At 73.8% G+C, this 21055-nt stretch carries 20 protein-coding genes and 1 pseudogene; 16 read left to right on the top strand and 5 right to left on the bottom strand.

What is annotated here, in order from left to right:
• Nucleotides 1-200 precede the first annotated feature (200 nt).
• The 4 genes from ACZ7JZ_RS13365 (at nt 201) to ACZ7JZ_RS13380 (ending at nt 3069) form a co-directional block, all read left to right on the top strand.
• Complete coding sequence (locus ACZ7JZ_RS13365) at nt 201-440, top strand: hypothetical protein (protein ID WP_470937493.1); 240 nt, start codon at nt 201-203, stop codon at nt 438-440.
• Between the two features lie 9 nt (nt 441-449).
• Nucleotides 450-1331 (top strand): carbon-nitrogen hydrolase family protein, encoded by an 882-nt coding sequence (locus ACZ7JZ_RS13370; protein ID WP_470937495.1) that lies wholly within the window; start codon nt 450-452, stop codon nt 1329-1331.
• 284 nt (nt 1332-1615) lie between these two features.
• Nucleotides 1616-2047, top strand: coding sequence for an NfeD family protein (locus tag ACZ7JZ_RS13375; protein ID WP_470937498.1), 432 nt, complete (start codon nt 1616-1618; stop codon nt 2045-2047).
• Between the two features lie 2 nt (nt 2048-2049).
• Nucleotides 2050-3069: an SPFH domain-containing protein gene (locus ACZ7JZ_RS13380; protein ID WP_470937501.1), complete on the top strand. Its 1020-nt coding sequence runs from the start codon at nt 2050-2052 to the stop codon at nt 3067-3069.
• Nucleotides 3070-3181: 112 nt separating this feature from the next.
• On the opposite strand, the gene ACZ7JZ_RS13385 is transcribed toward ACZ7JZ_RS13380, so the two are convergent.
• Nucleotides 3182-4504, bottom strand: coding sequence for a cation:proton antiporter (locus ACZ7JZ_RS13385; RefSeq protein ID WP_470937504.1), 1323 nt, complete (start codon nt 4502-4504; stop codon nt 3182-3184).
• Between the two features lie 179 nt (nt 4505-4683).
• On the bottom strand, nt 4684-4956 hold the full coding sequence (locus ACZ7JZ_RS13390) for a DUF3040 domain-containing protein (protein ID WP_470937507.1): 273 nt from the start codon (nt 4954-4956) through the stop codon (nt 4684-4686).
• Between the two features lie 335 nt (nt 4957-5291).
• On the opposite strand from ACZ7JZ_RS13390, the gene ACZ7JZ_RS13395 reads away from it, so the two are divergent.
• From ACZ7JZ_RS13395 to ACZ7JZ_RS13410, 4 genes are all read left to right on the top strand, one after another.
• Entirely contained in the window at nt 5292-5957 is a 666-nt protein-coding gene (locus ACZ7JZ_RS13395) for a response regulator transcription factor (RefSeq protein ID WP_470937510.1), read from the top strand.
• A gap of 60 nt (nt 5958-6017) precedes the next feature.
• A complete protein-coding gene (locus tag ACZ7JZ_RS13400) occupies nt 6018-7049 on the top strand; it encodes a phosphotransferase (protein ID WP_470937512.1) in 1032 nt (343 codons plus the stop codon).
• Nucleotides 7050-7412: 363 nt separating this feature from the next.
• The gene (locus ACZ7JZ_RS13405; RefSeq protein WP_470937515.1) at nt 7413-7895 is read left to right on the top strand and encodes an Imm21 family immunity protein; all 483 of its coding nucleotides are present in this window, start codon (nt 7413-7415) and stop codon (nt 7893-7895) included.
• Between the two features lie 47 nt (nt 7896-7942).
• Nucleotides 7943-8602, top strand: a complete 660-nt coding sequence (locus ACZ7JZ_RS13410; protein ID WP_470937518.1) for an NADPH-dependent F420 reductase — start codon at nt 7943-7945, stop codon at nt 8600-8602.
• 68 nt (nt 8603-8670) lie between these two features.
• On the opposite strand, the gene ACZ7JZ_RS13415 is transcribed toward ACZ7JZ_RS13410, so the two are convergent.
• Complete coding sequence (locus tag ACZ7JZ_RS13415) at nt 8671-9624, bottom strand: helix-turn-helix domain-containing protein (protein WP_470937521.1); 954 nt, start codon at nt 9622-9624, stop codon at nt 8671-8673.
• A gap of 91 nt (nt 9625-9715) precedes the next feature.
• Here ACZ7JZ_RS13415 and ACZ7JZ_RS13420 point away from each other — a divergent pair, with 91 nt between their 5' ends.
• The gene (locus tag ACZ7JZ_RS13420; protein WP_470937524.1) at nt 9716-14056 is read left to right on the top strand and encodes a S8 family serine peptidase; all 4341 of its coding nucleotides are present in this window, start codon (nt 9716-9718) and stop codon (nt 14054-14056) included.
• A gap of 149 nt (nt 14057-14205) precedes the next feature.
• Here the strand turns inward: ACZ7JZ_RS13420 and ACZ7JZ_RS13425 are convergent, their stop codons facing one another.
• Together ACZ7JZ_RS13425 and ACZ7JZ_RS13430 are read right to left on the bottom strand one after the other, a co-directional pair.
• Nucleotides 14206-14568 (bottom strand): NHLP-related RiPP peptide, encoded by a 363-nt coding sequence (locus ACZ7JZ_RS13425; protein WP_470937527.1) that lies wholly within the window; start codon nt 14566-14568, stop codon nt 14206-14208.
• Nucleotides 14569-14750: 182 nt separating this feature from the next.
• A pseudogene (locus tag ACZ7JZ_RS13430) lies at nt 14751-15002 on the bottom strand (NHLP-related RiPP peptide); the annotation flags it as partial.
• Nucleotides 15003-15046: 44 nt separating this feature from the next.
• Here ACZ7JZ_RS13430 and ACZ7JZ_RS13435 point away from each other — a divergent pair.
• The 7 genes from ACZ7JZ_RS13435 to ACZ7JZ_RS13465 all read left to right on the top strand — a co-directional run bounded on the left by ACZ7JZ_RS13435 (nt 15047) and on the right by ACZ7JZ_RS13465 (nt 21022).
• Nucleotides 15047-16309: a putative peptide maturation dehydrogenase gene (locus ACZ7JZ_RS13435; RefSeq protein WP_470937530.1), complete on the top strand. Its 1263-nt coding sequence runs from the start codon at nt 15047-15049 to the stop codon at nt 16307-16309.
• An 85-nt stretch (nt 16310-16394) separates the two neighbouring features.
• A complete protein-coding gene (locus ACZ7JZ_RS13440; protein ID WP_470937533.1) occupies nt 16395-16661 on the top strand; it encodes a hypothetical protein in 267 nt (88 codons plus the stop codon).
• Complete coding sequence (locus ACZ7JZ_RS13445; protein ID WP_470937535.1) at nt 16642-17160, top strand: DUF6879 family protein; 519 nt, start codon at nt 16642-16644, stop codon at nt 17158-17160. Before ACZ7JZ_RS13440 ends, ACZ7JZ_RS13445 begins: the two co-directional genes overlap by 20 nt.
• 10 nt (nt 17161-17170) lie before the next feature.
• Nucleotides 17171-18019, top strand: a complete 849-nt coding sequence (locus ACZ7JZ_RS13450) for a helix-turn-helix domain-containing protein (RefSeq protein ID WP_470937538.1) — start codon at nt 17171-17173, stop codon at nt 18017-18019.
• 120 nt (nt 18020-18139) lie between these two features.
• A complete protein-coding gene (locus ACZ7JZ_RS13455) occupies nt 18140-18280 on the top strand; it encodes a hypothetical protein (protein ID WP_470937541.1) in 141 nt (46 codons plus the stop codon).
• Nucleotides 18281-18286: 6 nt separating this feature from the next.
• A complete protein-coding gene (locus tag ACZ7JZ_RS13460; RefSeq protein ID WP_470937544.1) occupies nt 18287-19456 on the top strand; it encodes a methyltransferase domain-containing protein in 1170 nt (389 codons plus the stop codon).
• A 129-nt stretch (nt 19457-19585) separates the two neighbouring features.
• Nucleotides 19586-21022 (top strand): alanine racemase, encoded by a 1437-nt coding sequence (locus ACZ7JZ_RS13465; RefSeq protein WP_470937547.1) that lies wholly within the window; start codon nt 19586-19588, stop codon nt 21020-21022.
• The last annotated feature ends 33 nt before the right edge of the window (nt 21023-21055 follow it).

Here is a 21055-nt window from a genome sequence, read left to right on the forward strand (position 1 = left end):
CATCCCGGCGCAGCGCGGAGAAACAGGAACCCACCGAGACGGTCAGACGACCGTGGTAGGAATCCCCGTCCTTTAGGGCGGGGAGCGGAAGTCAATACGGCTCCACGGCCCTGGCCTGCGTCTGGTACTTCCGCGCCCGGCTGCGCCACTCGCCCCGCGACCTCCTGCTGCGCGGGGTCCTGCCCCTGCTCGGCGGGCTCATGATGCTCGCCGCCTTCGCCCGCAGCGCCCACGACATGTACGCCCCGGACTACGGCAGCACCTCCTTCCACGGCATCGGCGGGGTCTTCCTGCTCGGCGCCGGCTCCCTCGCCGCCGGAGCCCTGGCCCTGACCGCCGCCCGCACCCGCTACCACCCCTTCTTCCGCACCGCCACCGGCCGCCGGACCACGGCCGGCCTCCTCCCTGCCCCCACCACCCCCACCCCCATCGAGGACTGAAGCCCGCCCATGCGCACGCTCGCCATCGCCGCCGTCCAGACCGCCCCCGTACCCCACGACCCCGAAGCGACGTGGCAGCGCTTCGCCGACCAGGTCCGCACCACCCGGGCCCTCTTCCCCCACGTCCAGCTCGTCGCCGTACCCGAACTGCTCCTCGCCGCCGAAGGCCCCCTCCTCCAGCCCGCCCCCGAAGACTGGATGGAGCGGACCGCCGTCACCATCCCGGGCCCGCTCACCGACCGGCTCTGCGCCCTGGCCGTCGAGACCGGCCTGTGGCTGGTCCCGGGCAGCGTGTACGAGCGGGCCGCCGACGGACGGATCCACAACACGGCCCTCGCGGTCTCCCCGGAGGGCGTCATCGCGGCCCGCTACCGCAAGGTCTTCCCCTGGCAGCCGTACGAGAAGACGGCCCCCGGCAGCGAGTTCACCGTCTTCGACGTCCCCGGCGCCGGCCGGGTGGGCCTGGCCGTCTGCTACGACGGCTCCTTCCCGGAGACGGCCCGCCAACTGGCCTGGCTGGGAGCCGAGATCATCATCCAGCCCACCCTCACCCCCACCCGCGACCGCGAGATGGAACTGGTCTGCGCCCGCGCCAACGCCTGGACCAACCAGGTCTACGTCGTCAACGTCAACGCGGCCGACCCGGCCGGGGTCGGTCAGAGCACCGTGGTCGACCCCGAGGGCACGGTCCGCCAGCAGGCCGGCCCCGGCGAGGAGGTCCTCGTCGACGTCCTCGACCTGGACACCGTCACCCGCGTACGGCGCTACGGCTCCGCGGGCCTCAACCGCCCCTGGGCCCAGCTCGCCCGCTACGGAGAGTCGGTGGCCCTCCCCATGTACGGCGGCGGAGGCTTCCGCACTCCGGACTGGCTGGAGGAGGAGGTGCGGTAGGCCCCGGCCCGCCATACCCCCGCCGTCGCTGCCCCGCCCGCGCGGAGCCGCCGAGCTGCCGCGACCGGCCGCGTGCGGGTGCGCGGCACCGGAGGGCGCGGGGAGTATGCGGGAGCGGGCCGCAGCGGCTCCGCGACGGGGGCGGGACCCGTCCGGGCCGCAGCCACCTCGGCCACGGCCTGCTCCCGGCACCTCCACCGGTTGCGGGGCCCCAGAAGGGGGCAAAACCTAGCAAAGGCGCCTATCGCCCGGAGGTGCCGTCCCGAGCGCCGCAGGAGGGACGAGTGGAGGCCTGGCACATCTGGCTGATCGCGGCCGCAGCCCTCGGGGTGGCCGAGCTCCTGACGCTGACCGCGGCCCTGGGGCTCCTGGGGCTGGCCGCCGCGCTGACCGCGGTTCCCGCGGCGGCGGGTCTGCCCGCCCCCGTGCAGTGCCTGGTGTTCGCCGTCCTGGCCGCCCTCGGCCTCGTGTTCGCCAGACCCCTCGTCCGCCGCCACCTCGCTGCCCCTGCGCGGGCCCGCTTCGGAGTCGACGCCCTCGTCGGACAGGGCGCGTACGTCCTGTCGGAGGTGTCGGCGACGGCCGGACTGGTCCGTCTCGGCGGCGAGGAGTGGACCGCGCGCCCGTACGACGAGACGCTGGTCATCCCGCCGGGCACGGCCGTGGACGTCATGGAGATCAGGGGCAGCACCGCCGTCGTCTACCCACGGGAGTGAGCATGGACGCCCTGCTCGTCGCCGCCCTGGTCGTCGCGTTCCTCGCCGTCTTCACGGTGGTCCGCGCCGTGCGCATCGTGCCCCAGTCCCGGGCCCGGAACGTCGAGAGGCTGGGCCGCTACCACCGCACCCTCAACCCGGGCCTCAACCTCGTCATCCCGTACGTCGACCGCGTGTACCCGGAGATCGACCTCCGTGAGCAGGTCGTCTCCTTCAAACCGCAGCCGGTCATCACCGAGGACAACCTCGTCGTGGAGATCGACAGCGTCCTCTACTTCCAGGTCACCGACCCCCGGGCGGCCTCGTACGAGATCGCGAGCTTCCTCCAGGCCGTCGAGCAGCTCACCGTGACCACCCTGCGCAACGTGGTCGGCTCCATGGACCTGGAGCGCACCCTCACCTCGCGCGACACCATCAACAGCCAGCTGCGCGGGGTCCTGGACGAGGCCACGGGCAAATGGGGCCTGCGCGTGAACCGCGTGGAGATCAAGGCCATCGACCCGCCGCAGACGATCAAGGAAGCGATGCAGAAGCAGATGCGGGCCGAGCGCGACAAGCGGGCCGCGATCCTCTCGGCCGAGGGGCAGCGGCAGTCGCAGATCCTCACCGCCGAGGGCGACAAGCAGGCCGCGGTGCTCCGTGCGGAAGGCGACCGGACGGCGGAGATCCTGCGCGCCGAAGGGCAGTCGCGGGCCATCGACGAGGTCTTCCAGGCGGTGCACCGCAACGACCCCGACCCGGGTCTCCTCGCCTACCAGTACCTCCAGGCGCTGCCCCGGATCGCCCAGAGCGAAGGCAGCACGATGTGGGTGGTCCCCGCCGAGCTCACGGCCGCCCTGCAGGGCGTGGCCCGGGCCTTCACCGAGCCGCAGCCCCGCTCCCCGGCGACCCGGGCCCGCGCCGGGGACGACCCCGAGACCCGGGCCGCCGACGACGCGGCGGAGGCCGCCGAGGCCGCGGCCGGCGCGCTCGCGGAGGCGGCCAGGGCCGTCCCGGCGGCCGAGCCCCGCCGTCCTGCGTAGCCGGGGGCCGCCGACCGGACGGGCGGGACGCGCAGGACGGGCGGGGCGGGCCCGGGGCGGCCCCCGGGCCTCGCCGCTCCTGCCCTGGTACGAGCCGCAGCTTCAGCCAGCCCTAACCCCGGGTCCCCGGTCCGTGCCCGGCGCGTCCCGCGGAGCCCCGTGCGAGGGCCGGTGCGGACGGTTCCGGGGCGGTGTCCGCGGCTGCGTCGGAGCGGTCGCCGTCCTGTGGTGGCGTACGGGCCTCTCCGCCGGTGCGGCCGGGGAAGGCGCCGCGGGCGGCGGCCAGGGCGCGGGCCAGGAGGTGGGCGCGGCCGGCGACCACGGGACCCAGGACGGCGAGGACCAGCACGTACCCGGCGATGAAGGGGGTGAGCCGGCCGTCGAGCCCGGCGCCCGCGGCCATCGCGGCCAGGATCAGGGCGAACTCCCCGCGGGCCAGCAGGGTGGTGGCGATATCGGCGGCGGGCCCGGGACCGTACCCGTACAGGCGGGCGACGAGCAGACCCGCGCCGATGTTCATCCCGATCGTCAGGGCCGCGGCGACCGCGACCGGTACGGCCACGGACGCGATGTTGCCCGGGTCGATGGACAGCCCGAACGCGAAGAAGAAGATCGCCGCGAAGGCGTCGCGCAGCGGGTGCACCAGTGCGCGGATCCGCGGTCCCGACGGGGTGCCCGCGAAGATCAGGCCGACCATGAACGCCCCGATCGCGTCGGCGACGCCGAGGAGTTCGGACACGCCCGCCACGAAGACGGCGGCGCCGAGGAAGCTGATCACCAGCAACTCGTTCTCTCGGACCGCGATCAGACGGCCCGTCAGCCGGGTGCCGTAGCGCGCGGCCGCGGCCAGTGCCAGCAGGAACGCGAACGCCTTCGCCGCCTGCAGGACCATCTCGCCGGCGCCCTCGGCCCCGCTGATCACCGGATGGAGCGCGGCCAGGTAGAGGGCCAGGAAGATGTCCTCGACCACGATCACGCCGAGGATCAGCCGCGTCTGCGGGTGCGAGATCCGGCCGAGGTCGATGAGGATCTTGGTGACGATCGCGGAGGAGGAGATCCCCATGACACCGGCGAGCACCAGTGCCTCGCGCGCCCCCCAGCCCAGCGCGAAGCCGAAGGCCAGGCCCGCGCCCACGTTCAGCAGCAGGTATACCCCGCCGGCCGTCAGCAGGCGCCTGCCGCCGCTGCGGAGGTCGTCGAGGTGGAACTCCAGGCCCAGGCAGAACAGGAGCAGCACCAGCCCGAGTGCGGAGAGCATCTCGAAGTCGTGCGCGTCCTGCACCACCACCGGCCCCGGGGTGTGCGGCCCGAGCAGGATCCCGGCCAGCATGAACAGCGGGATGGTCGGCAGGCCGATCCGCCTGCCGAGGCGGGCGAGGAACGCGGCGGCCAGGAAGGCGCCGCCCATGGCGAGCAGGGTGTCAGCGTGTCCCATGGAGCACCACTCTCGTCGGCGGGCCGGGGGCGGGTCGTCTGCGCGGACGCGGGCGGATGGGTCCTCCTTCGTACGGGGGTCCGCGGGGGATCCGCACGGACACCGGTGGTCGCTTCGTCGCTCGAACTCTTCGCTTGCAGCTGCCTGTTGTCGCTGTGGCCCTCCCGTCCCGGGCGCCGTCAGCCGCGCTCCCCGCGGCGGGGGTGCGGATCGAGCAGGACGGCCGCCTCGCCCGCCATCACCAGCCCCGCCGCGAGCAGCAGCCCGTGCGGCAGTACCAGCCCCGCGGCGAGCACCGCGAGGGCGGCGGCCAGCAGGGCCCAGGCCCTGCCGCGCCGGTACTCCCGCGGCCGCCGGGGGCGTCCCCGGCTCAGACCGCGTACGTACCGGGGGTCGGTCCGGGCCGTCCCCGCCGCGAGTTCGCGCAGCGTCCTGTCGTCGGTCGCGGCCATGGCGCCTCCTGCCGGGGTGCGGGCGGTGGGCGGTCAGGCTTGGCTGCCACCGTCACATGCCGCCCGCCGGGGCTGCCATCGGCACCGGCACCCATATCCGGGGCGGTACGACGTGTAGGCGGCCCGGCGGGCCCGAAATGGGTGCCGACCCCGATGGACACGCCCGTACCCCCGCCCCCACCCTTGACGTACGGCGCACCGGCGACGGTCAGGATCCGATGCGCCCACCCGCGCCGCACTGCGGCCGCCCCCCGTACGCGGCCGGCCGGCCCACCCGTACAGCAGCCGAGACCCCCGCACGGCGGCCGGCCCGCACCCGAGGAGGCCGTCCCCCCATGCCCACCCCCACCCCCACCCCCACCCCCGCCCGGATCCTGCTCGCCGACGACCACGCCCTCGTCCGCCGCGGCGTCCGGCTCATCCTCGACGGCGAGCCCGGCCTGACGGTCGTCGCCGAGGCGGGCGACGGCGCCGAGGCGGTCGGCACGGCGCTGGCCGAGGAGCCCGACCTCGTCGTCCTCGACATCGCCATGCCCCGCCTCACCGGACTCCAGGCGGCCCGCGAGCTCTCCCGGCTCCGCCCGGACCTGCGGATCCTCTTCCTGACGATGTACGACAACGAGCAGTACTTCTTCGAGGCCCTCAAGGCCGGGGCGGCCGGCTACGTCCTGAAGTCGGTCGCCGACCGGGACCTGGTCGAGGCCTGCCGCGCCGCCATGCGCGACGAACCCTTCCTCTACCCGGGCGCCGTCAACGCCCTCATCCGCAACTTCCTCGACCACGGGGCCGACCGCGGCGGCACCCGCACGATCACCGACCGCGAGGAGGAGGTCCTCAAACTCGTCGCGGAGGGCCACACGTCGAAGGAGATCGCCGACGTCCTGGTCATCAGCGCCAAGACGGTGGAACGCCACCGCGCCAACCTCCTCCACAAACTGGGCCTGAAGGACCGCCTCGAACTCACCCGCTACGCGATCCGATCCGGCCTCATCGAACCCTGAACGCCCTTGCGTGGGAATGCGGGTGACGAATCCGAGTGCGGGATTCGGTGTCGGCGTACCGTGCCGGGGGTGACGGATACGAATCGAGAAGATGCTCTGTCGGAAGCACTGCCCGCCCTCTCGGCAGCGTTCGGGCTGGGCTCGGTGAGTGATCAGAGGTTTCTTCCTCATGGCCTGATGAACCGGAACTGGCGGCTCGTGACGGCTACGGGGGTGTACGCGCTCAAGGACATCACCGACGTGCCGCTGCCGAAGGCCCGCAGAAACCTCGCGGTCCTCGTGGACCTGGCCCGGGAGGGCATTCCCGTGCCGGCACCGCTTTTCGACGCCGGTGGCGACCTGGTGGTGGAGGTCGGTGGTCACGGCTACTGCGTCCTGCCGTGGGTGGACGGTGAGCACGTTCAGGGGACGGACCTCCCGCTCGGCCAGGTCCGCGATCTCGGTGCTCTCCTGGGCCGCCTGCACGAGGGCCTGCGACGGCATGGGCCCGGCCCGGTCCCGGAGCAGGTACCGGTTGCGAAGGTCCGTGATGCGGCCGAGGCCGACCGGGCCGCCGCCGCTCTCGCGAGCCGCCTTCCGGCCGATCCGGTCACCGACTTGGACAAGGCCGCCGGCGAGGCCCTGCACGGCCGCCGAGGCCTCCTCGCCCGGTACGCCGATGCCCGACCGGAGGGCGAGGTGCCGGCCGGGCCGTACGGGTGGACGCACGGCGACTTCCAGTACCGCAACCTGCTGCGCCGCGACGGCCGGGTGGTGGCGGTACTGGACTGGGACCGGCTCGGTGTCCGTCCGTACGGGGAGGAGGTCGCGCGGACCGCGCAGGTGCAGTTCGGGGTCGGTGGTGTCTTCGACCTCGACCGTGTCGCGGCGTTCTGCTCCGGGTACCGGTCCGTGATCGACCTGCCCGAGGGCGACCTCGCCGACGCGGTGAAGCGGCTGTGGTGGAAGCGGCTGACCGACTTCTGGCAGCTGGAGTTCTACCTCGACCGCCAGGACCCCGCCTTCGGCGAGATGTTCCTGACGGACGAGGCACTGCTGAACTGGTGGACCGATCGCGCCGACGAGGTGCAGGCCGCCTACGCGGCCCGTTAGCCGGCGGCTGCTGCCGCCGGGATGAGCCCGGCGGCAGCCAGCTCGGGAAGGCACGGCCGGAGCAGCGGCGCTGCCCCGACGCGGGCCTTCGCGCCGAGGCCGGCCCGGTAGCGCAGCCCGGTCCGCCTGCTCGGTCCACGGGCCCGTTTCCGCTCCGACTTCGGGACCAGGACCTCGGGCCGCGGAGCGCGGCGGCCGAGTGCGGCAGTACCGGCTCCGGAGTGGAAACTCCCTGGTCGGGGCCGTGCTCGCGCTGACTGGCGTGCCTCGTGCACGGCACGGTGCCCCGCCTCCGCCGAGAGGGGCGTGTCCGACCGGCCGCGTACGCTGCCGAGGACACGTCGTGATCTTGGAGGGGGTTGTATGGCGCTGGTGTGGCTGGAGTCCGGAGGCGGCCCGTTCGCCGTGGTGGCGCGTGCCTCGCTGCCGCACTGGTCGGGCACGGCGGCCGACTACGACCGCGCCTGCGAGGTGGCGGACCCCGTCGGCGTCCTCACCCTGTCCGACGGGTCCCAGGCGCTCGTCCTCGGAGACGAACCCCTCGCCACGGCCTACCTTCCCGACTGTCTGGCCCTCGTGCGTTGGGGCTACGCGGAGAGCGAGGACGGCGTTGCCGACCTCATCCGGGCCGGGCTTGCGGCCGCCGTGTGGGAGGAGGGGCCCGTACTGAGCACCACGGGCGAGCTCGTCATGTTCGATGCCGCGTACCCCGGCACCGGGGTCGGCGTGCTCACGGACGGAACTGCGCTCGCACTCCCCGCCGGGACCTACCGGATCGACTCGGCGCGCATCGAGCCCGACAGCCGCACGTCCTTCAGCGTCCACCGTTTCGTACACCCGGCCTGACCCGGCCACCCCACCGCCCCTCCACGACCGAAAGCGGGACCCGCCCCATGAAGATCGTCATCCTCGGTACCGGTGAGGTCTGCCAGTACCTCGCCCCGGCCCTCCTCGCACGGGGGCACGAGGTGCTCGTCGGGACGCGGGATCCGGAGGCGACCCTTGCGGGCAACTCCGGGTACCGGGAGCTGGCCGGGCGGTATCCGCAGGTGCGGCTGGTCTCCTTCGGGGAGGCCGTCGCCGGGGCCGAGGCGTCCGGTCTCGTCGTCAACGCGCTCTCGGGGCCGGTCTGCGTGGCGGCGCTCGCGCCGTTCGCGGAGGGGCTGGCCGGGCAGGTGCTGATGGACGTGTCCAGCCCGTACGACTGGTCGCAGCCGGGCGGCGTCCTCGACCCCGCCAACACGGACAGCCTCGGTGAGGCGCTCCAGCGCGCCCTGCCCGGCGCCCTCGTGGTGAAGACCCTCAACACCCTTGCCGCACCGGTGATGACCGACCCCGGGGCCGCGGGCCCGGACCACACGGTGTTCCTGAGCGGCGACGACGCCGAGGCCAAGGCCAGGGTCGGCGCCCTGCTGCGCTCGCTCGGCTGGGAGGACGTCCTCGACCTCGGCGGGATCCGCACGGCCCGCGCCACCGAGATGATGCTCCGCATGTGGATCGACGCCCGCCGCGCCCTGGGCACCCCGCTCTTCGGCTTCAAGATCGTCCGCTGACGGGGCAGCCCGCCGCCCCAGCCCGCAGCCCGCCGACCGTCCGCCTTCCGCCGTCCCCGGCCGCCGGGTCAGATCCACCCCCGCCGTGCCGCGATCACCCCCGCCTGGAAGCGGTTCACCGCGCCCAGGAGGTCGTTCAGGCGGCTCATGCGGCGGCGCATCGTGCGGACCGACCAGCCGAGCTGGCGGGCTATCGCCTCGTCCTTGAGGCCGCTGACCAGCAGGGTGAGCACCATGCGGTCCTCCTCGCCGAGCGGGTCCCCGGCGGGGGCGTCGAGCGGCAGGGCCTGCTTCCAGCACAGTTCCCAGTAGTCGGTGAGGGCGTCCAGCAGGCAGGACGGGCGGATGACCGCGGCGCGTACGCCGTCCAGGTCCAGGGACAGCGGCATCAGCGCCAACCGCCGGTCCGCGATGGCCAGTTTGATGCGCAGCCCCGGCATCACCCGCGCCTGCTCGCCGTGGCGCACGAGCCCCCGGATGTCCTCCAGCACCCCCGGCCACTCCAGCGCCTCGGGCGCGTACACCGCCCGGTAGCGCACGCCCCGCCCCAGCGCCGTGCTCTCGACCGGGTTCGCGGTGGTCAGCGCGTACGGCGGCCGGTCCAGGGTCATGACCTCCTCGCGCGCCTCCTGCTGGAGCCGGACGAACCACCGGCCGAGCGCCTCGCGGCCGGTGGCGATCTCCACCTCCGCCTCCCCGCCGGTCCCGGACTGGGCCGCCGCGAAGAGCCGGGCCAGCTCGCCCGCGGCCGACCGCACCCGGTCCAGCTCCGCGGACCGGTGCCGTACGAGGGACTCGACCGCGGCCCCCGGCTCGATCGCCGCGTACCGGCGGCGGACCCCCGCCAGCCGCCCCACGAGTCCGTGGTCGTGCAGCCGGTCCAGCGCGCGGGCGGCGCGGTGCGGGGAGCAGCCCAGGTCGGCCGCGAGCTCCCCCGGCGCCGCCGAACGCCGCGTCAGCACCGCCCGGTACACGCTCTCGTCGAACGGATCGATGCCTGCCGCGGTGAGTTCGTGCGTCATATGCGGATACTGGCCCACTTGTGCCAGCGGCAGCAAGAGGCCGCCAAGATCGCTTGTACGGAGAGTGACTCCGGCGCTAGGACTTTTCCCCATGGCCAAGAACCCACGAAGTACCCGGCGCCTGGCGGCAGTCACGGTCACCACCGTCGCGCTCGCCGGGACGCTCACCGCGCTGCCCGGCAACGCCACCGCGACCGCCACGGCCGGCGCCGCGTCCGCCGACCCCGACCAGCGGGTCATCGTCGAACTCTCCGGCGCCGCCGCCGTCGCGGCCGCCCCCGGCGGCTCGCTCACCGCCTCCCGCACCGCCCCCGGCAGCGCCTCGGCCGCCGCCACCGCCTCCGCCGTCGGCGAGGCCCGACGCACTCTGACGGCCCGTCAGAACACCTTCCTCGCCTCGGCGCGCAGCGCCGGACTGCACCCCTCCGCACCCCGCAGGCTGGGCCTGCTCCTCAACGCCGTGGCCCTGACCGTGCCCGCCTCCGAGACGGCGCGCCTGGCCGCGCTGCCGGGGGTCGCCGCGGTCCGGCCCGACACCCGCATCCAGGTGCGCACGGCCACCAGCGTCCCCCTGACCGGCGCGCCCGAGGTCTGGAAGCGCAAGGACCCGTCCGGGGCGGGGGCCACCGGCCGCGGCACGGTCGTCGCCGTCCTGGACAGCGGCGTGGACTACGGCCACCCCGACCTCGGCGGCGGTTTCGGCAAGGGGCACAAGGTCGTCGGCGGCTTCGACTTCGCCAACGGCGACGGCGACCCGATGGACGACAACGGCCACGGCACCCACGTCGCCGGCATCATCGCGGGGAAGGCGGCCGCGAAGGGCGGGGTCACCGGCATGGCCCCCGACGCCCGCCTGCTCGCCTACAAGGTCACCGGCGCCGACGGCAGCGGCTACACCTCCGACATCATCGCCGGCATCGAGGCGGCGGCCGACCCGGCCAACCCGCACCCCGCCGACGTCGTCAACATGAGCCTCGGCGGACCCGGCGACGGCACCGACCCGCTGGGCCGCGCCGCCACCGCCGCCGTACGCGCCGGAGTGGTCGTCGTGGCCGCCGCCGGCAACGACGGCCCCGGCGCCGGCACCATCAGCACCCCGGCCTCGGCCGAGGGGGTCATCGCGGTCGGCGCCTCCACCAGCGGACTGCGGGTCCCCAGCGCGTACCTGGCGGGCCGCGAGCCCGAGCTGATCCAGACCTACCGCGGCATCCTCTCCGCGAACCCGCCCCGCAAGCCCGTCACCGCCCCGCTCGTCGACGTCGGCGCGGGCACCCCCGAGGACTGGGCGCGCGTGGGCGACGTACGCGGCAAGATCCTGCGGGCCGACCTGCTCGTCCCGCCCACCGCGGACGTCCTCAGCCAGTACGACCTCGACTGGGCCCGCGAGGCCGAGAGGCGCGGCGCGCTCGCCGTGCTCGGCGGCCTCCCCGCCCACTCCGGCCCCGTCCTCGCGGGCACCCGGGGCACCGGCCCCGCCACGGCGCGTACGGCCCCCGACGGCGGTACGGCCCCCCAACCGGGATCCGCGGGCACCCCCGGCACCGTCCAGGCCCAACCGACCCCGGCCCGACCCGACTTCACCCGCGGCTCCGCCTCCGGCGACTCCCTGCGCATGGACCGCCTGGTCGTCATGGGCATCGACACCACCCAGTACGCCCAGCTCAGCCGCGAACTCGCCGCCGGCAAGGTGTCCGTGACCCTGCGCGGCACCGACTCCACCGACGAGATCGCCTCCTTCTCCTCGCGCGGCCCCGGCACCCGCCACGGCCTCAAGCCCGACCTGGTCGCACCCGGTGTGGAGATCCTCTCCGCGATCCCCACCTCGATGTACGCCCCCGGCGTCTACCGCATGTCCGGCACCTCGATGGCCAGCCCGCACGTGGCCGGAGCCGCCGCCCTGCTGCGCCAACTGCGCCCGGACCAGCGCCCCGACGCGATCCGCTCCGCACTCGTCGGCACGGCCAAGCCGCTCCCCGGCACCGGCCCGGCGGTCCAGGGCAGCGGCCGGCTCGACGCGGCCGCCGCAGCTTCGGCCACCCTCGCCGCCTCCCCGTCGACCGTGTCCTTCGGCCTCGCCGACCTGGCGCACAGGACCGTCGGCGCCACCGCGAAGGTACGGCTGGCCAACCCCGGCCGGAAGCCGCTGACCACCACCCTCACCACCAGCGGCCCCACCACCGTGTCCCCGCGCCGGATCACCGTCCCCGCAGGCGGCTCCGCCACCGCGACCGTCACCCTGCGCGCCGCCCGCCCGGCCGCCGACACCGAGATCAGCGGCCGCATCACGGCCACCCCCGACCGCGGCCCGGCCCTGCGCATCCCGTACCTGCTCGCCGTCCGGCACCTGGCCGTCCAGGCCTCGCCCGACCCGAGCGACGGCCGCTCCACCGTGCACGTCGCCGCCCCGGCCGCGCTGAACGCGCCCCCGAAGGTCGAGGTCACACCCCCGCACGGCAAGCCCTTCACCCTGCCCACCACCATGAACGGCGCCGGCTACTACCAGGCCGACGTCACCGGCAGGGCCGCCGGCGCCTACCGCCTCGCCGTCCGGGCCACCACCACCGACGGCCGGACGCTCACCGGCAGCGGCGCCTTCGAGGTCACCCCCGTCGGCACCCGCGGCGACCGCTGGCAGCCCGTCGGCCCCCACAGCGAGGCCGGCCACCTCGCGCTGACGCCCGCCCGGCCGAAGCAGGCCGTCGTGACGCAGTTCCGCAAGGCCGCCCCCTGGCTGACCACCGACGGCGGCGCCACCTGGCGCCAGGTCGGCCGGCTGCCCGTCGCCGACGGCAACGGCACCGGGGCGGTCGTCGTCGACGCCCGCCGCGCCGACCGCTGGTGGTACGCCGTGAACACCGCGGGCGACCCCACCCGCCGCGGCACCGTCCTGCGGACCGACGACAACGGCCGCACCTGGCGCAAGCTCGGCGTGCCCGACGCGCACATCGCGGCGTTCACCGCGGACGAGCAGACCCGCACCCTCGCCGTGCTCACCGGCGGCAGCCTGCTGGTCAGCACGGACGCGGGGGAGCACTGGACGACGTACCCCACCGGCGTGAGCGGTGCGATCCGGGAGGCCTCCCTCGTCGGCGGCACCCTGTACCTCGCCACCTTCGACCAGGTCTGGCGGATGGACGGGGTCGGCAAGCGCGACCCCGGCCCGGCGCACCTCGTCCTCGACGAGCCGGTCGACACCGTCCGCGGGATGGCGGCCGACTCCACCGTCGTCGTCGCCTACGTCCCCGGTACGGGCATCCGCGGCTCGTACGACAAGGGCCGCACCTGGACCACCCTGCTCGACCTGCCCACGGGCGGGAACGGACTGACCGCCTCCGGCGGCGACCTGTACCTGCGCGCGCTGTTCGGCGCCGCACAGGTCAGCCGCGACCACGGCCGCACCTGGAAGCCCGTGCCCGCCCCCTCGAAGGCCGCCGTCGCGATGGACTACGACCGCTGGGCCGACGGTTCGGTGACCGTGTCCAGCGAGCAGGACGGCCTCTACCGCGGCGCGGCCGACGGCACCGGCTACCGCAGGATCGGCGTCCAGGGCCTGACCGCCTACGCCCTCGCCGCCAGCGGCGGCCAGCTCCTCGCCGGAACGGTCAGCGGCACCTACCGCACCGCGATCCCCGTCGCCCGCCCCGAATGGGGCCAGTCCGGCGGGGAGGGCATGACCGGCCGCTTCACCTCGCACATCGCCGTCTCGCCGCACGACAGCAGGGTCGTCTGGCAGATCCGGCGCACCGCGACCGGCCTCTTCGAGATCTCCCGCAGCGCCGACTCCGGCCGCACCTGGAAGGTGAAGGGCACCTCGGCGGAGGTACCGACCTCGATCCTCGTCCACCCGGCGGACCCGAACCGGGTCTCCGTGAGCTTCCGGAGCATCCTCGGCGACGGGATCTTCGCCACCACCGACGGCGGGAGGACCTGGAAGAACCTCTACCACCAGCGGTCCTTCGACGCCATGGCCGGCGACCCGCGCAACCCGAAGCGCGTCTGGCTCGGCAACTCCTCCGGCCTCTACCGCTCGGACGACGGCGGAGTCACCAAGACCAGGGTCGCGGACGGCCCCGCCACCGCGATCGAGCTGGACGGCCGGCGCCTGATCGTCGGCGGCTCGTCCGTCCGCATCAGCACCGACGGCGGCCGGACCTTCCGCACCGCCGACACCGGGCCGCTCGCCCTGCACGTCTCCGACCTGCTGCGGGTCGGCCGCTCGCTCTACGCCGCCACCACCGGATCCCGGGCCTCCGGGCTCGTCCAGGGCGGCCGCGGAGTCCTGCGCAGCACGGACGACGGCCGCACGTGGCACAACGTGTCCAGCGGCCTCCAGAACACCGACACCACGCAGCTCGCCGCCGCCCCCGACGGCCGCACCCTCTACGCGGGCACGGTCGACGGAGGCGTACACGCCCTGAAACTGCGCCGCTGACCCCGGCGCAGCGCCCGCCCGTACGCCCGCTGGCCGGCACCGGAACCCCGGTGCCGGCCAGCGGCTGCGGGTGGGCCAGGCTCAGCCGCGTACCCGGGCCCGGTCGGGCGTGTGCCCGAGTACGCGGCTGAGCCCCCCCCGGCAGCCGGTCAGCCGGCGCGCAGCACCGCCGGCAGCGAGTCCGTGCCCAGGGCGAACACGACCGTGTGCGTCCCGTGGGCCAGCAGGTAGCCGCGCAGCTGGTCGCGGGCCGCGGCGATCTCCGCCTTCCCCGCCAACTGGTCGACGACCAGGCAGAAGAACGGCGATCCGGCGCGCAGCTCGTCCGCGGACATCTCGTAGCCGGCCCGTACCAGCGCCGCGTGGCGGTCGGCCGTGAACAGCTCGCGGAACCCGTCGTCGGTGGCGAGCAGATCGAGCAGCCGGTCGACGACCGGCGCCGGAATCCGCAGCTTCGCGCCCTCCTGCCCGACGGGCGGCACGGCCTCTGCCTGAAGAGTGTGTTCCTGCATGGTGTCCCCCCGGACGAAGAGTGGCGAAGAGCGACGTGTGTGTCAGCAGTGCCGTGCGGCCTGTGCGGCCTGTGCTGCCTGCCTATGTTGCCTGTGCCCCGGCGCAGTACGGCGTGCATGGCCCCGGCCTCGAAGGCGTGCGGATTGCTGTACGCCGCCTCGGCCAGCAGGTGTGTGCGCAGCTCGGCGCGGGCGGCGGCGATCTCCTCCTTGCCCGCCAGCCGCTCGACGGCCAGGCAGGTCAACGGCGTCTGTGCGCGCAGCTGTTCCTCGGACAGCCCGCAGCCGGCCTCGGCCAGGGCCGCGTGGCGGTTCTCGGTGAACAGTCGGCGGAAGCGGTCGTCCGTGCTCAGCAGTGCGAGCAGCCGGTCGACGGCGTGGGCCGGAATGCGCGGTTCTCGCAGTACTTCTTGCCCCGCTAACCGAGTCTGCATGATAAAAACCTTAGCCGACCGCCGGGTGGCACGGGAACCTCTCCGTGGCGCCGTCGACACCGGATCCCGACTCCGGATCCGCCTCCGCCGAACGGACCCCGATGCGCATCCGCCGCTGTGCCGTGCTGTTCCTGGAGCCCCGCGAGGACGTGGAGTTCGACCTGTCCTCCCTCCTGGCCGGAGGCGCCGGCCTGAGCCGCACGCGCCGCTGGCTGGCCCTGGCCGCGCACCTCGACGCCGAGGTCGAAGTGCAGCCGCAGCAGCGTGAGTTGCTCGGGCGTCTCAGCCCCACCGCATGGCAGTCGGCCGACTCCCTGCCGCCCGGGGACGCGGCCCTGCTGCCCGGCCTCCTCGGCGCCGGCCTGGTCCTCGCCGACGGCGGGGACGAGGGCCACCGGGCCCACCGCGAACGCGACGAGGCGCTGCGCGCCGGGTACTGGTGGCCGCCCGCGGCGATGATGCACCGGCTGGCCCGCTGGGAGGGCCTGGACAGCGTCGCCAGCATGGAGGCCAACGAGATGGCCACCGCGGCCGACCTGCGGCGCACCCTCGGACCGCCGCCCCCGCACGCCCCCGGGCTCCGCAGCGCCCCGGACCGGGTGCCGCTGCCCCGCACCGACGGCAACGCGTTCGACGCGATGCTGGCGCGGCGCGCGACCTGCCGCAACTTCGACGGCGGGCGGCCCCTCCCGCTGGCCCTGTGCGCCCACGTGCTCCAGCGCGTCTTCGCCGCCCAGTCCCAGGTGCGGATCGACGAGGACACCGTCTTCCTGAAGAAGAACACGCCCTCCGGAGGCGGCCTCCACCCCACCGAGGCCTACCTCATCGTCCAGAACGTCGACGGCCTCGCCCCCGGCCTGTACCACTACCACGCGGTCGACCACGCCCTGGAGCCCCTGCCCGCCCCGGACGAACCCCTCGAACAGCTCGCCCGCCGCACCCTGGCCGGCCAGCACTGGTTCTCCAACGCCCCCGTCCTGGCGGTCCTCGTCCCGCGCTACGCCCGCAGCTTCTGGAAGTACCGCCACCACGCCAAGGCCTACCGCGCCCTGGTCCTCGACAGCGGCCACCTCTCCCAGACCCTCTACCTCAGCGCCACCGAACTGGGCCTCGGCGCCTTCGTGACCTCGGCGATCAACGAGGTCGACACCGAACGCGCCTTCGGCCTGGACCCCCTGTCCGAAGGCCCCCTGGCCATCTGCGGCTTCGGCTACCGCGCCCCCACCATGACCACCACGGAGTTCGACCCCGCCGAATCGGTCTGGCTCCGCACCCCCGCCGGTCCCGAAGGCGGGAACTCCGCCTGAGCGGAAGCCGGTGCTCTTGTGCCTATGGCCCGGAAGCATGACGCTCGTGTAAGTCCGTGCAACCGACTCCGTACAGGAGCGCCCGATGGCCTTGAGGTTTCTGGGCATTTGGCCCAACACTCCCGACGACGGCTCTCCCACCATCTGGCTGGAGGAGGAGACCGGAGACCTGATCATCCAGTCGTGGAAGGCGGACGAGGAGACGGTTCGGCGGGCTCAGGAGGTCGGCTCGGTGCCTGGGCACTCCACGGAGGTACCGGCTCACGAGACCGTGATCCGATTGCCTGCCAACATGGTCCAGTTCATCCCCCGGCCGGACAGTGAGGACAGCGGTGGTGACAGCGGTACGTGAATGCCTCGCGAAGGTGCAGCGCTCGGCGATGCACCTGGAGATGCGGGACAGCTACATGCGGGACGATCCCGAGTTCATCCGCTGGCAGGAAGGGCACCGGTACGACCCGGCCGATCGGGAATCCTGGTGGCGCACGTGGCTGGACGTGGTGGCCGAGACGGTGGGACGCGGTGTGGTCATGCGTCGGCTGCGCGTCGTCTCGGAGCCTCTGAGCGATTACGTCCGCTACGAGTACGACGGCACGTTCACCAACGTCGCGGCAGGCGAGGAGGTGCGGTGGCTCCCTCGCGCGCAGGCGCGCGGCCTGCTGCTCCCCGCTCTGGACGGGTGGGTCATGGACGAGGAGACCGTGATCCTGCACCACTTCAGCGGTGACGGCCAGTGGACCGGCCGGCGTATGGAAGTGGTTCACGACACGGCGCTGGCCGCGCAGTACGCCCGTGCGTACGAGGCCGCGTGGGAGCGGGCCGTTCCCCACGCGGAGTACCGGCCCGGCTGAAACCGAACCCATGGCCGTCTCTCCATCGTCAAGTGCCCGGCAGGCCCGGCAGGCTCTCGCGGATAGGCTTGCGGAGCTCTGCCGGGATGCCGGGCTGACCGGAGCCGACCTCGCCGAGCGGTGCGCATGGAGCCGGTCGAAGTCGTCCCGGATCATGAACGGTCGCACGCCCCCGTCCGCCGAGGACATCCGGGCATGGTGCGCTGCATGTGGTGCTGAAGGGCAGACCGAGGACCTGATCGCCATGCTCCGGACGGCCGAGGGGATGTGGATCGGCTGGCGGCGCATGGAGCGGGCAGGGCTCAAACAGGCGCAGGAGGCCCGCCTTCCGCTCTACCAGCGGACCCGCCGTTTCCGTTCGTACTCCTCATGGCTCGTGCCCGGCATGATCCAGACGCAGCCCTATACGACCGCGGCCCTGCGCGCGATCCAGCGACGGCGCGGGCTCGTGGACGACGTGGCCGAAGCGGTTGCCGCCCGCATGGAGCGTCAGCAGGTGCTCGGCGAGCGCGGCCGGCGGTTTGCGTTCCTGGTCGAGGAGTCGGTGCTGCGCACGGGGGTCGGCGGTGCCGGGGTCATGTCCGGGCAGCTCGGCCACCTGATCACCGTCTCCACACTCCCCAACATCAGCTTGGGAGTCGTGCCCATGGGGCCGGACCGGGAGCGGTGGCCGGCGGAGGGGTTCTGGATCTACGACAACACCCAGGTCAACGTCGAGTTGATCTCCGGATACCTCACGCTGACGCAGCCCGGCGAGGTGGCGATGTACGCCGAGGCGTTCGCGGAACTGGCGGCCCTGGCGGTGTACGGGGCTGCTGCCCGTGCGCTGATCACATCGGCGATGGAGGCCCTCCGGTGACTGGTGTGCAATCTCGTGCAATCGCCTCGGGCCCTGCCTGCTGCTCTGTCTAACGTGGTGGCTGCGGGGCGCGTCGGCACCCTGCAGAAATCCGCACCATCACCAGTGAAGGAGCACCGGATGCCCAAGCACGGCGGCGGTACCGGCAGCGGTCAGGGCGGCAGTCAGCAGGACGACGGGAGCAGCGGGCGCGGGCACGGGGGCGGCGGCTCTGAAACGAGCGGCGGCAACTCCTCCGACGGCTCCGGCCCCGCGAAGTAGGGTCGGATGACTACGCGCAGGGAGGAGGCGGGCCCCTCGGGGCTCGCCTCCGCGCTCGCCCTCTCGGGCGCGCTGAACGCCGACTGGCTGCCGGCCTTCGGGGCCGTCCCCAGGCACCTGTTCGTCCCCGGACGCATCTGGCCCGGCGTCGCGGACGGCACCCGGCAGCACCCCGTGGTGGACCGCGCCCAGGATCCGGACGCGTGGTTCACTGCGGTGTACTCGGACATCCCGCTCACCACGCAGTGGGACGACGGGAGTCACGCCGGGGACGACCTGGGCACGATGCCCTCCAGTTCCAGTTCGCAGCCCCACATGGTGTTCTCGATGCTGGCCGACCTCGACGTGGAGGACGGGCACAGGGTCCTTGAGATCGGCACGGGAACCGGGTGGAACTCCGCCCTCCTCGCTCACCGCCTGGGTGCGGAGAACGTTGTCTCCATCGAGTGCGACGCGGAGGTTGCGAAAGGGGCGCGGGAGAACCACCGGGAAGCAGGCCTGTCGCCGCTGGTCGTCGTCGGGGACGGGCGGCTCGGCTACGCGCAGGGGGCGCCGTACGACCGGGTGGAGGCCACCTGCTCCATCGGGGAGGTCCCCCGAGCCTGGATCGAACAGACGCGGACGGGTGGGCTGATCGTAGCCCCGTGGGGGACGCCCTACGGAGGGGAAGCCGTCGTGCGGCTCACCGTGGACGGTGACTCCGCGAGGGGGCGGTTCACGCGCTCCAGTGCGTTCATGCGCCTCCGGCAGCAGCGCCCCAGCCGACCTCCGCACGGCTCCTATCTGAAGGGGCAGGCGTGGCCGGCCGACGGTGACAGGAGCAGGACGGCCCTGTCGCCCGCTGATGTCGGGGGGTGGCTGGCGCAATTCGCCATCGGGGTCCAGATGGCGTCGGCGTTCTGGACCGTGGAACGGTATGAGGACGGTGCGTACACGCTGTGGACGTACGGCGGCGACGGCCGGTCCTGGGCCTCTGCCGACTACGCACCGGGAGTCGGCACCTTCGAGGTGGTACAGGCCGGGCCCCGGCGGCTCTGGGACGAGACCGAGGCGGCGTTCACCTGGTGGGACGCGCACGGCCGCCCCGGATTCAAGCGGTTCGGCCTGACCGTGGACGGCGAGGGGGAGCGCGCCTGGCTCGATTCACCTCGCCGCCCTGTTCCTGCTGTGGGATGACCGTCCCGATGGCCTGATCTGGCCGCCGGCCAGCAGGTAGCGGCTCTTCCTGCCTATTTGTCCTGGTAGGGAAGGGCCGCTTCCCGCCCTCTATTGAAAATGAGTGTCATCTTCGTATAAGAATGCCGTGTGCTCATCTCACGACAGCTGCTGGACCCCCCGACGGCCGGGGTCCGGCCCTTTCCGCTTGCCGCGATCCGGCATCCCTCCGTCTCCCTGCTCCTGGCGGAGCACCGCGCCCTGCTCGTCGAACTGCTCGACGGGCTGGGCGGGTCGGGGGCTCCGGTGCACTTCGTGCTGCCCGAGGTGTTCGAGGAGAACGTCGCCGCGCTCCGCGAGGCCTTTGCCGGGGCGGGGGCCGATGCCGGGATCCTGTTCGCCAAGAAGGCGAACAAGGCCGACTGCTTCGTCGCCTCGGCGGCGGGCCTCGGGATCGGGGTCGACGTGGCCAGTGCGCCCGAGCTCGTCAAGGCGCTGGCCGGCGGGGTGCCCGGGCACCGGATCGGGATCTCCGGGCCCGAGAAGGACGACGCCCTGCACGCGCTCGCCGTGCAGCACGGCTGCCTCGTCGCCGTCGACTCGGCCGGCGAGCTCCGCCGGCTGGCTGCGGCCGCGCGGCTGGTCCGGCGGCCGGTCGACGTGCTGCTGCGGGCCCGGACGGCCGGACAGGCGGCCAGCCGGTTCGGGCTGCCGGCCGCCGGGCTCGACGCCGCCGTCGGGCTCTGCGCCGAACTCGCCCCGCACGTGCGCCTGCGCGGGTTCTCCTTCCACCTCAACGGCTACGACGCGGCCGAACGCGCCCTCGCCGCCGACGAGATGATCGGGCACTGCCTCGCCGCCCGGCGGCGCGGCTCGCCCTCTGCGGAGCTGGTGGACATCGGCGGCGGGCTGCCGGTCCGCTACGTCGAACCGCCGCTGTGGGAGGCGTTCCTGCGGCAGGACGAGCCGGCCCACTACCACCAGGCCAAGGACTTCGCGGGCCGCTTCTACCCGTACGGCGGTCCGACCGCCGCGCAGACGGTACGGGCGATCATGGCGCACCCGGTCGGCGGCGGCGGGAGCCTGGCGGCGAAGGCGGGGCGCAGCGGCGTCCGCTTCCTCGTCGAGCCGGGCCGGGCGCTGCTGGACCAGGCCGGTTTCACGCTGTACCGCGTCCAGCAGGTGGACGACCGGCGGGAGGGTGACGGGTACGCGGTCGTCACCGTCGCCGGAAGCAGTTTCAGCCTCTCCGAGCAGTGGTTCAACAGCGAGTACGCGCCTGATCCGGTGCTGCTGCCCGGCGGGGACGGCGGGGACGGCGAGGGCAGCGGGGGCGGCGTGTCCGGAGAGGTGTTCCCCGCCTGTGTCGCCGGGTCCACGTGCCTGGAGGGCGACCTGCTGACCTGGCGCAAGATCGGCTTCCCGCGGCCCGTCCGCCGCGGCGACCACCTGGCCTACCTCAACACCGCCGGATACCAGATGGACTCCAACGAGTCCCCGTTCCACGACGCGGCCCTGCCGCGGAAGGTCGTTCTCCGGGTGGGGGACGGGAGCGGTCCGCCGCGCTGGCGGCTGGAGGGGAGTTGAGGGTGACGAAACATCAGATTGCTTGCGCACGAC

The sequence above is a fragment of the Streptomyces sp. NPDC038213 genome (genome assembly GCF_055600495.1).

Bases quoted from the DNA above. Each gene is read 5' to 3' on its own strand.
- ACZ7JZ_RS13365 (WP_470937493.1), top strand. From the start codon at position 201: ATGATGCTCGCCGCCTTCGCCCGCAGCGCCCACGACATGTACGCCCCG.
- ACZ7JZ_RS13370 (WP_470937495.1), top strand. From the start codon at position 450: ATGCGCACGCTCGCCATCGCCGCCGTCCAGACCGCCCCCGTACCCCAC.
- ACZ7JZ_RS13380 (WP_470937501.1), top strand. From the start codon at position 2,050: ATGGACGCCCTGCTCGTCGCCGCCCTGGTCGTCGCGTTCCTCGCCGTC.
- ACZ7JZ_RS13385 (WP_470937504.1), bottom strand. From the start codon at position 4,504: ATGGGACACGCTGACACCCTGCTCGCCATGGGCGGCGCCTTCCTGGCC.
- ACZ7JZ_RS13390 (WP_470937507.1), bottom strand. From the start codon at position 4,956: ATGGCCGCGACCGACGACAGGACGCTGCGCGAACTCGCGGCGGGGACG.
- ACZ7JZ_RS13395 (WP_470937510.1), top strand. From the start codon at position 5,292: ATGCCCACCCCCACCCCCACCCCCACCCCCGCCCGGATCCTGCTCGCC.
- ACZ7JZ_RS13405 (WP_470937515.1), top strand. From the start codon at position 7,413: ATGGCGCTGGTGTGGCTGGAGTCCGGAGGCGGCCCGTTCGCCGTGGTG.
- ACZ7JZ_RS13410 (WP_470937518.1), top strand. From the start codon at position 7,943: ATGAAGATCGTCATCCTCGGTACCGGTGAGGTCTGCCAGTACCTCGCC.
- ACZ7JZ_RS13415 (WP_470937521.1), bottom strand. From the start codon at position 9,624: ATGACGCACGAACTCACCGCGGCAGGCATCGATCCGTTCGACGAGAGC.
- ACZ7JZ_RS13420 (WP_470937524.1), top strand. From the start codon at position 9,716: ATGGCCAAGAACCCACGAAGTACCCGGCGCCTGGCGGCAGTCACGGTC.
- ACZ7JZ_RS13425 (WP_470937527.1), bottom strand. From the start codon at position 14,568: ATGCAGGAACACACTCTTCAGGCAGAGGCCGTGCCGCCCGTCGGGCAG.
- ACZ7JZ_RS13440 (WP_470937533.1), top strand. From the start codon at position 16,395: ATGGCCTTGAGGTTTCTGGGCATTTGGCCCAACACTCCCGACGACGGC.
- ACZ7JZ_RS13450 (WP_470937538.1), top strand. From the start codon at position 17,171: ATGGCCGTCTCTCCATCGTCAAGTGCCCGGCAGGCCCGGCAGGCTCTC.
- ACZ7JZ_RS13455 (WP_470937541.1), top strand. From the start codon at position 18,140: ATGCCCAAGCACGGCGGCGGTACCGGCAGCGGTCAGGGCGGCAGTCAG.
- ACZ7JZ_RS13460 (WP_470937544.1), top strand. From the start codon at position 18,287: ATGACTACGCGCAGGGAGGAGGCGGGCCCCTCGGGGCTCGCCTCCGCG.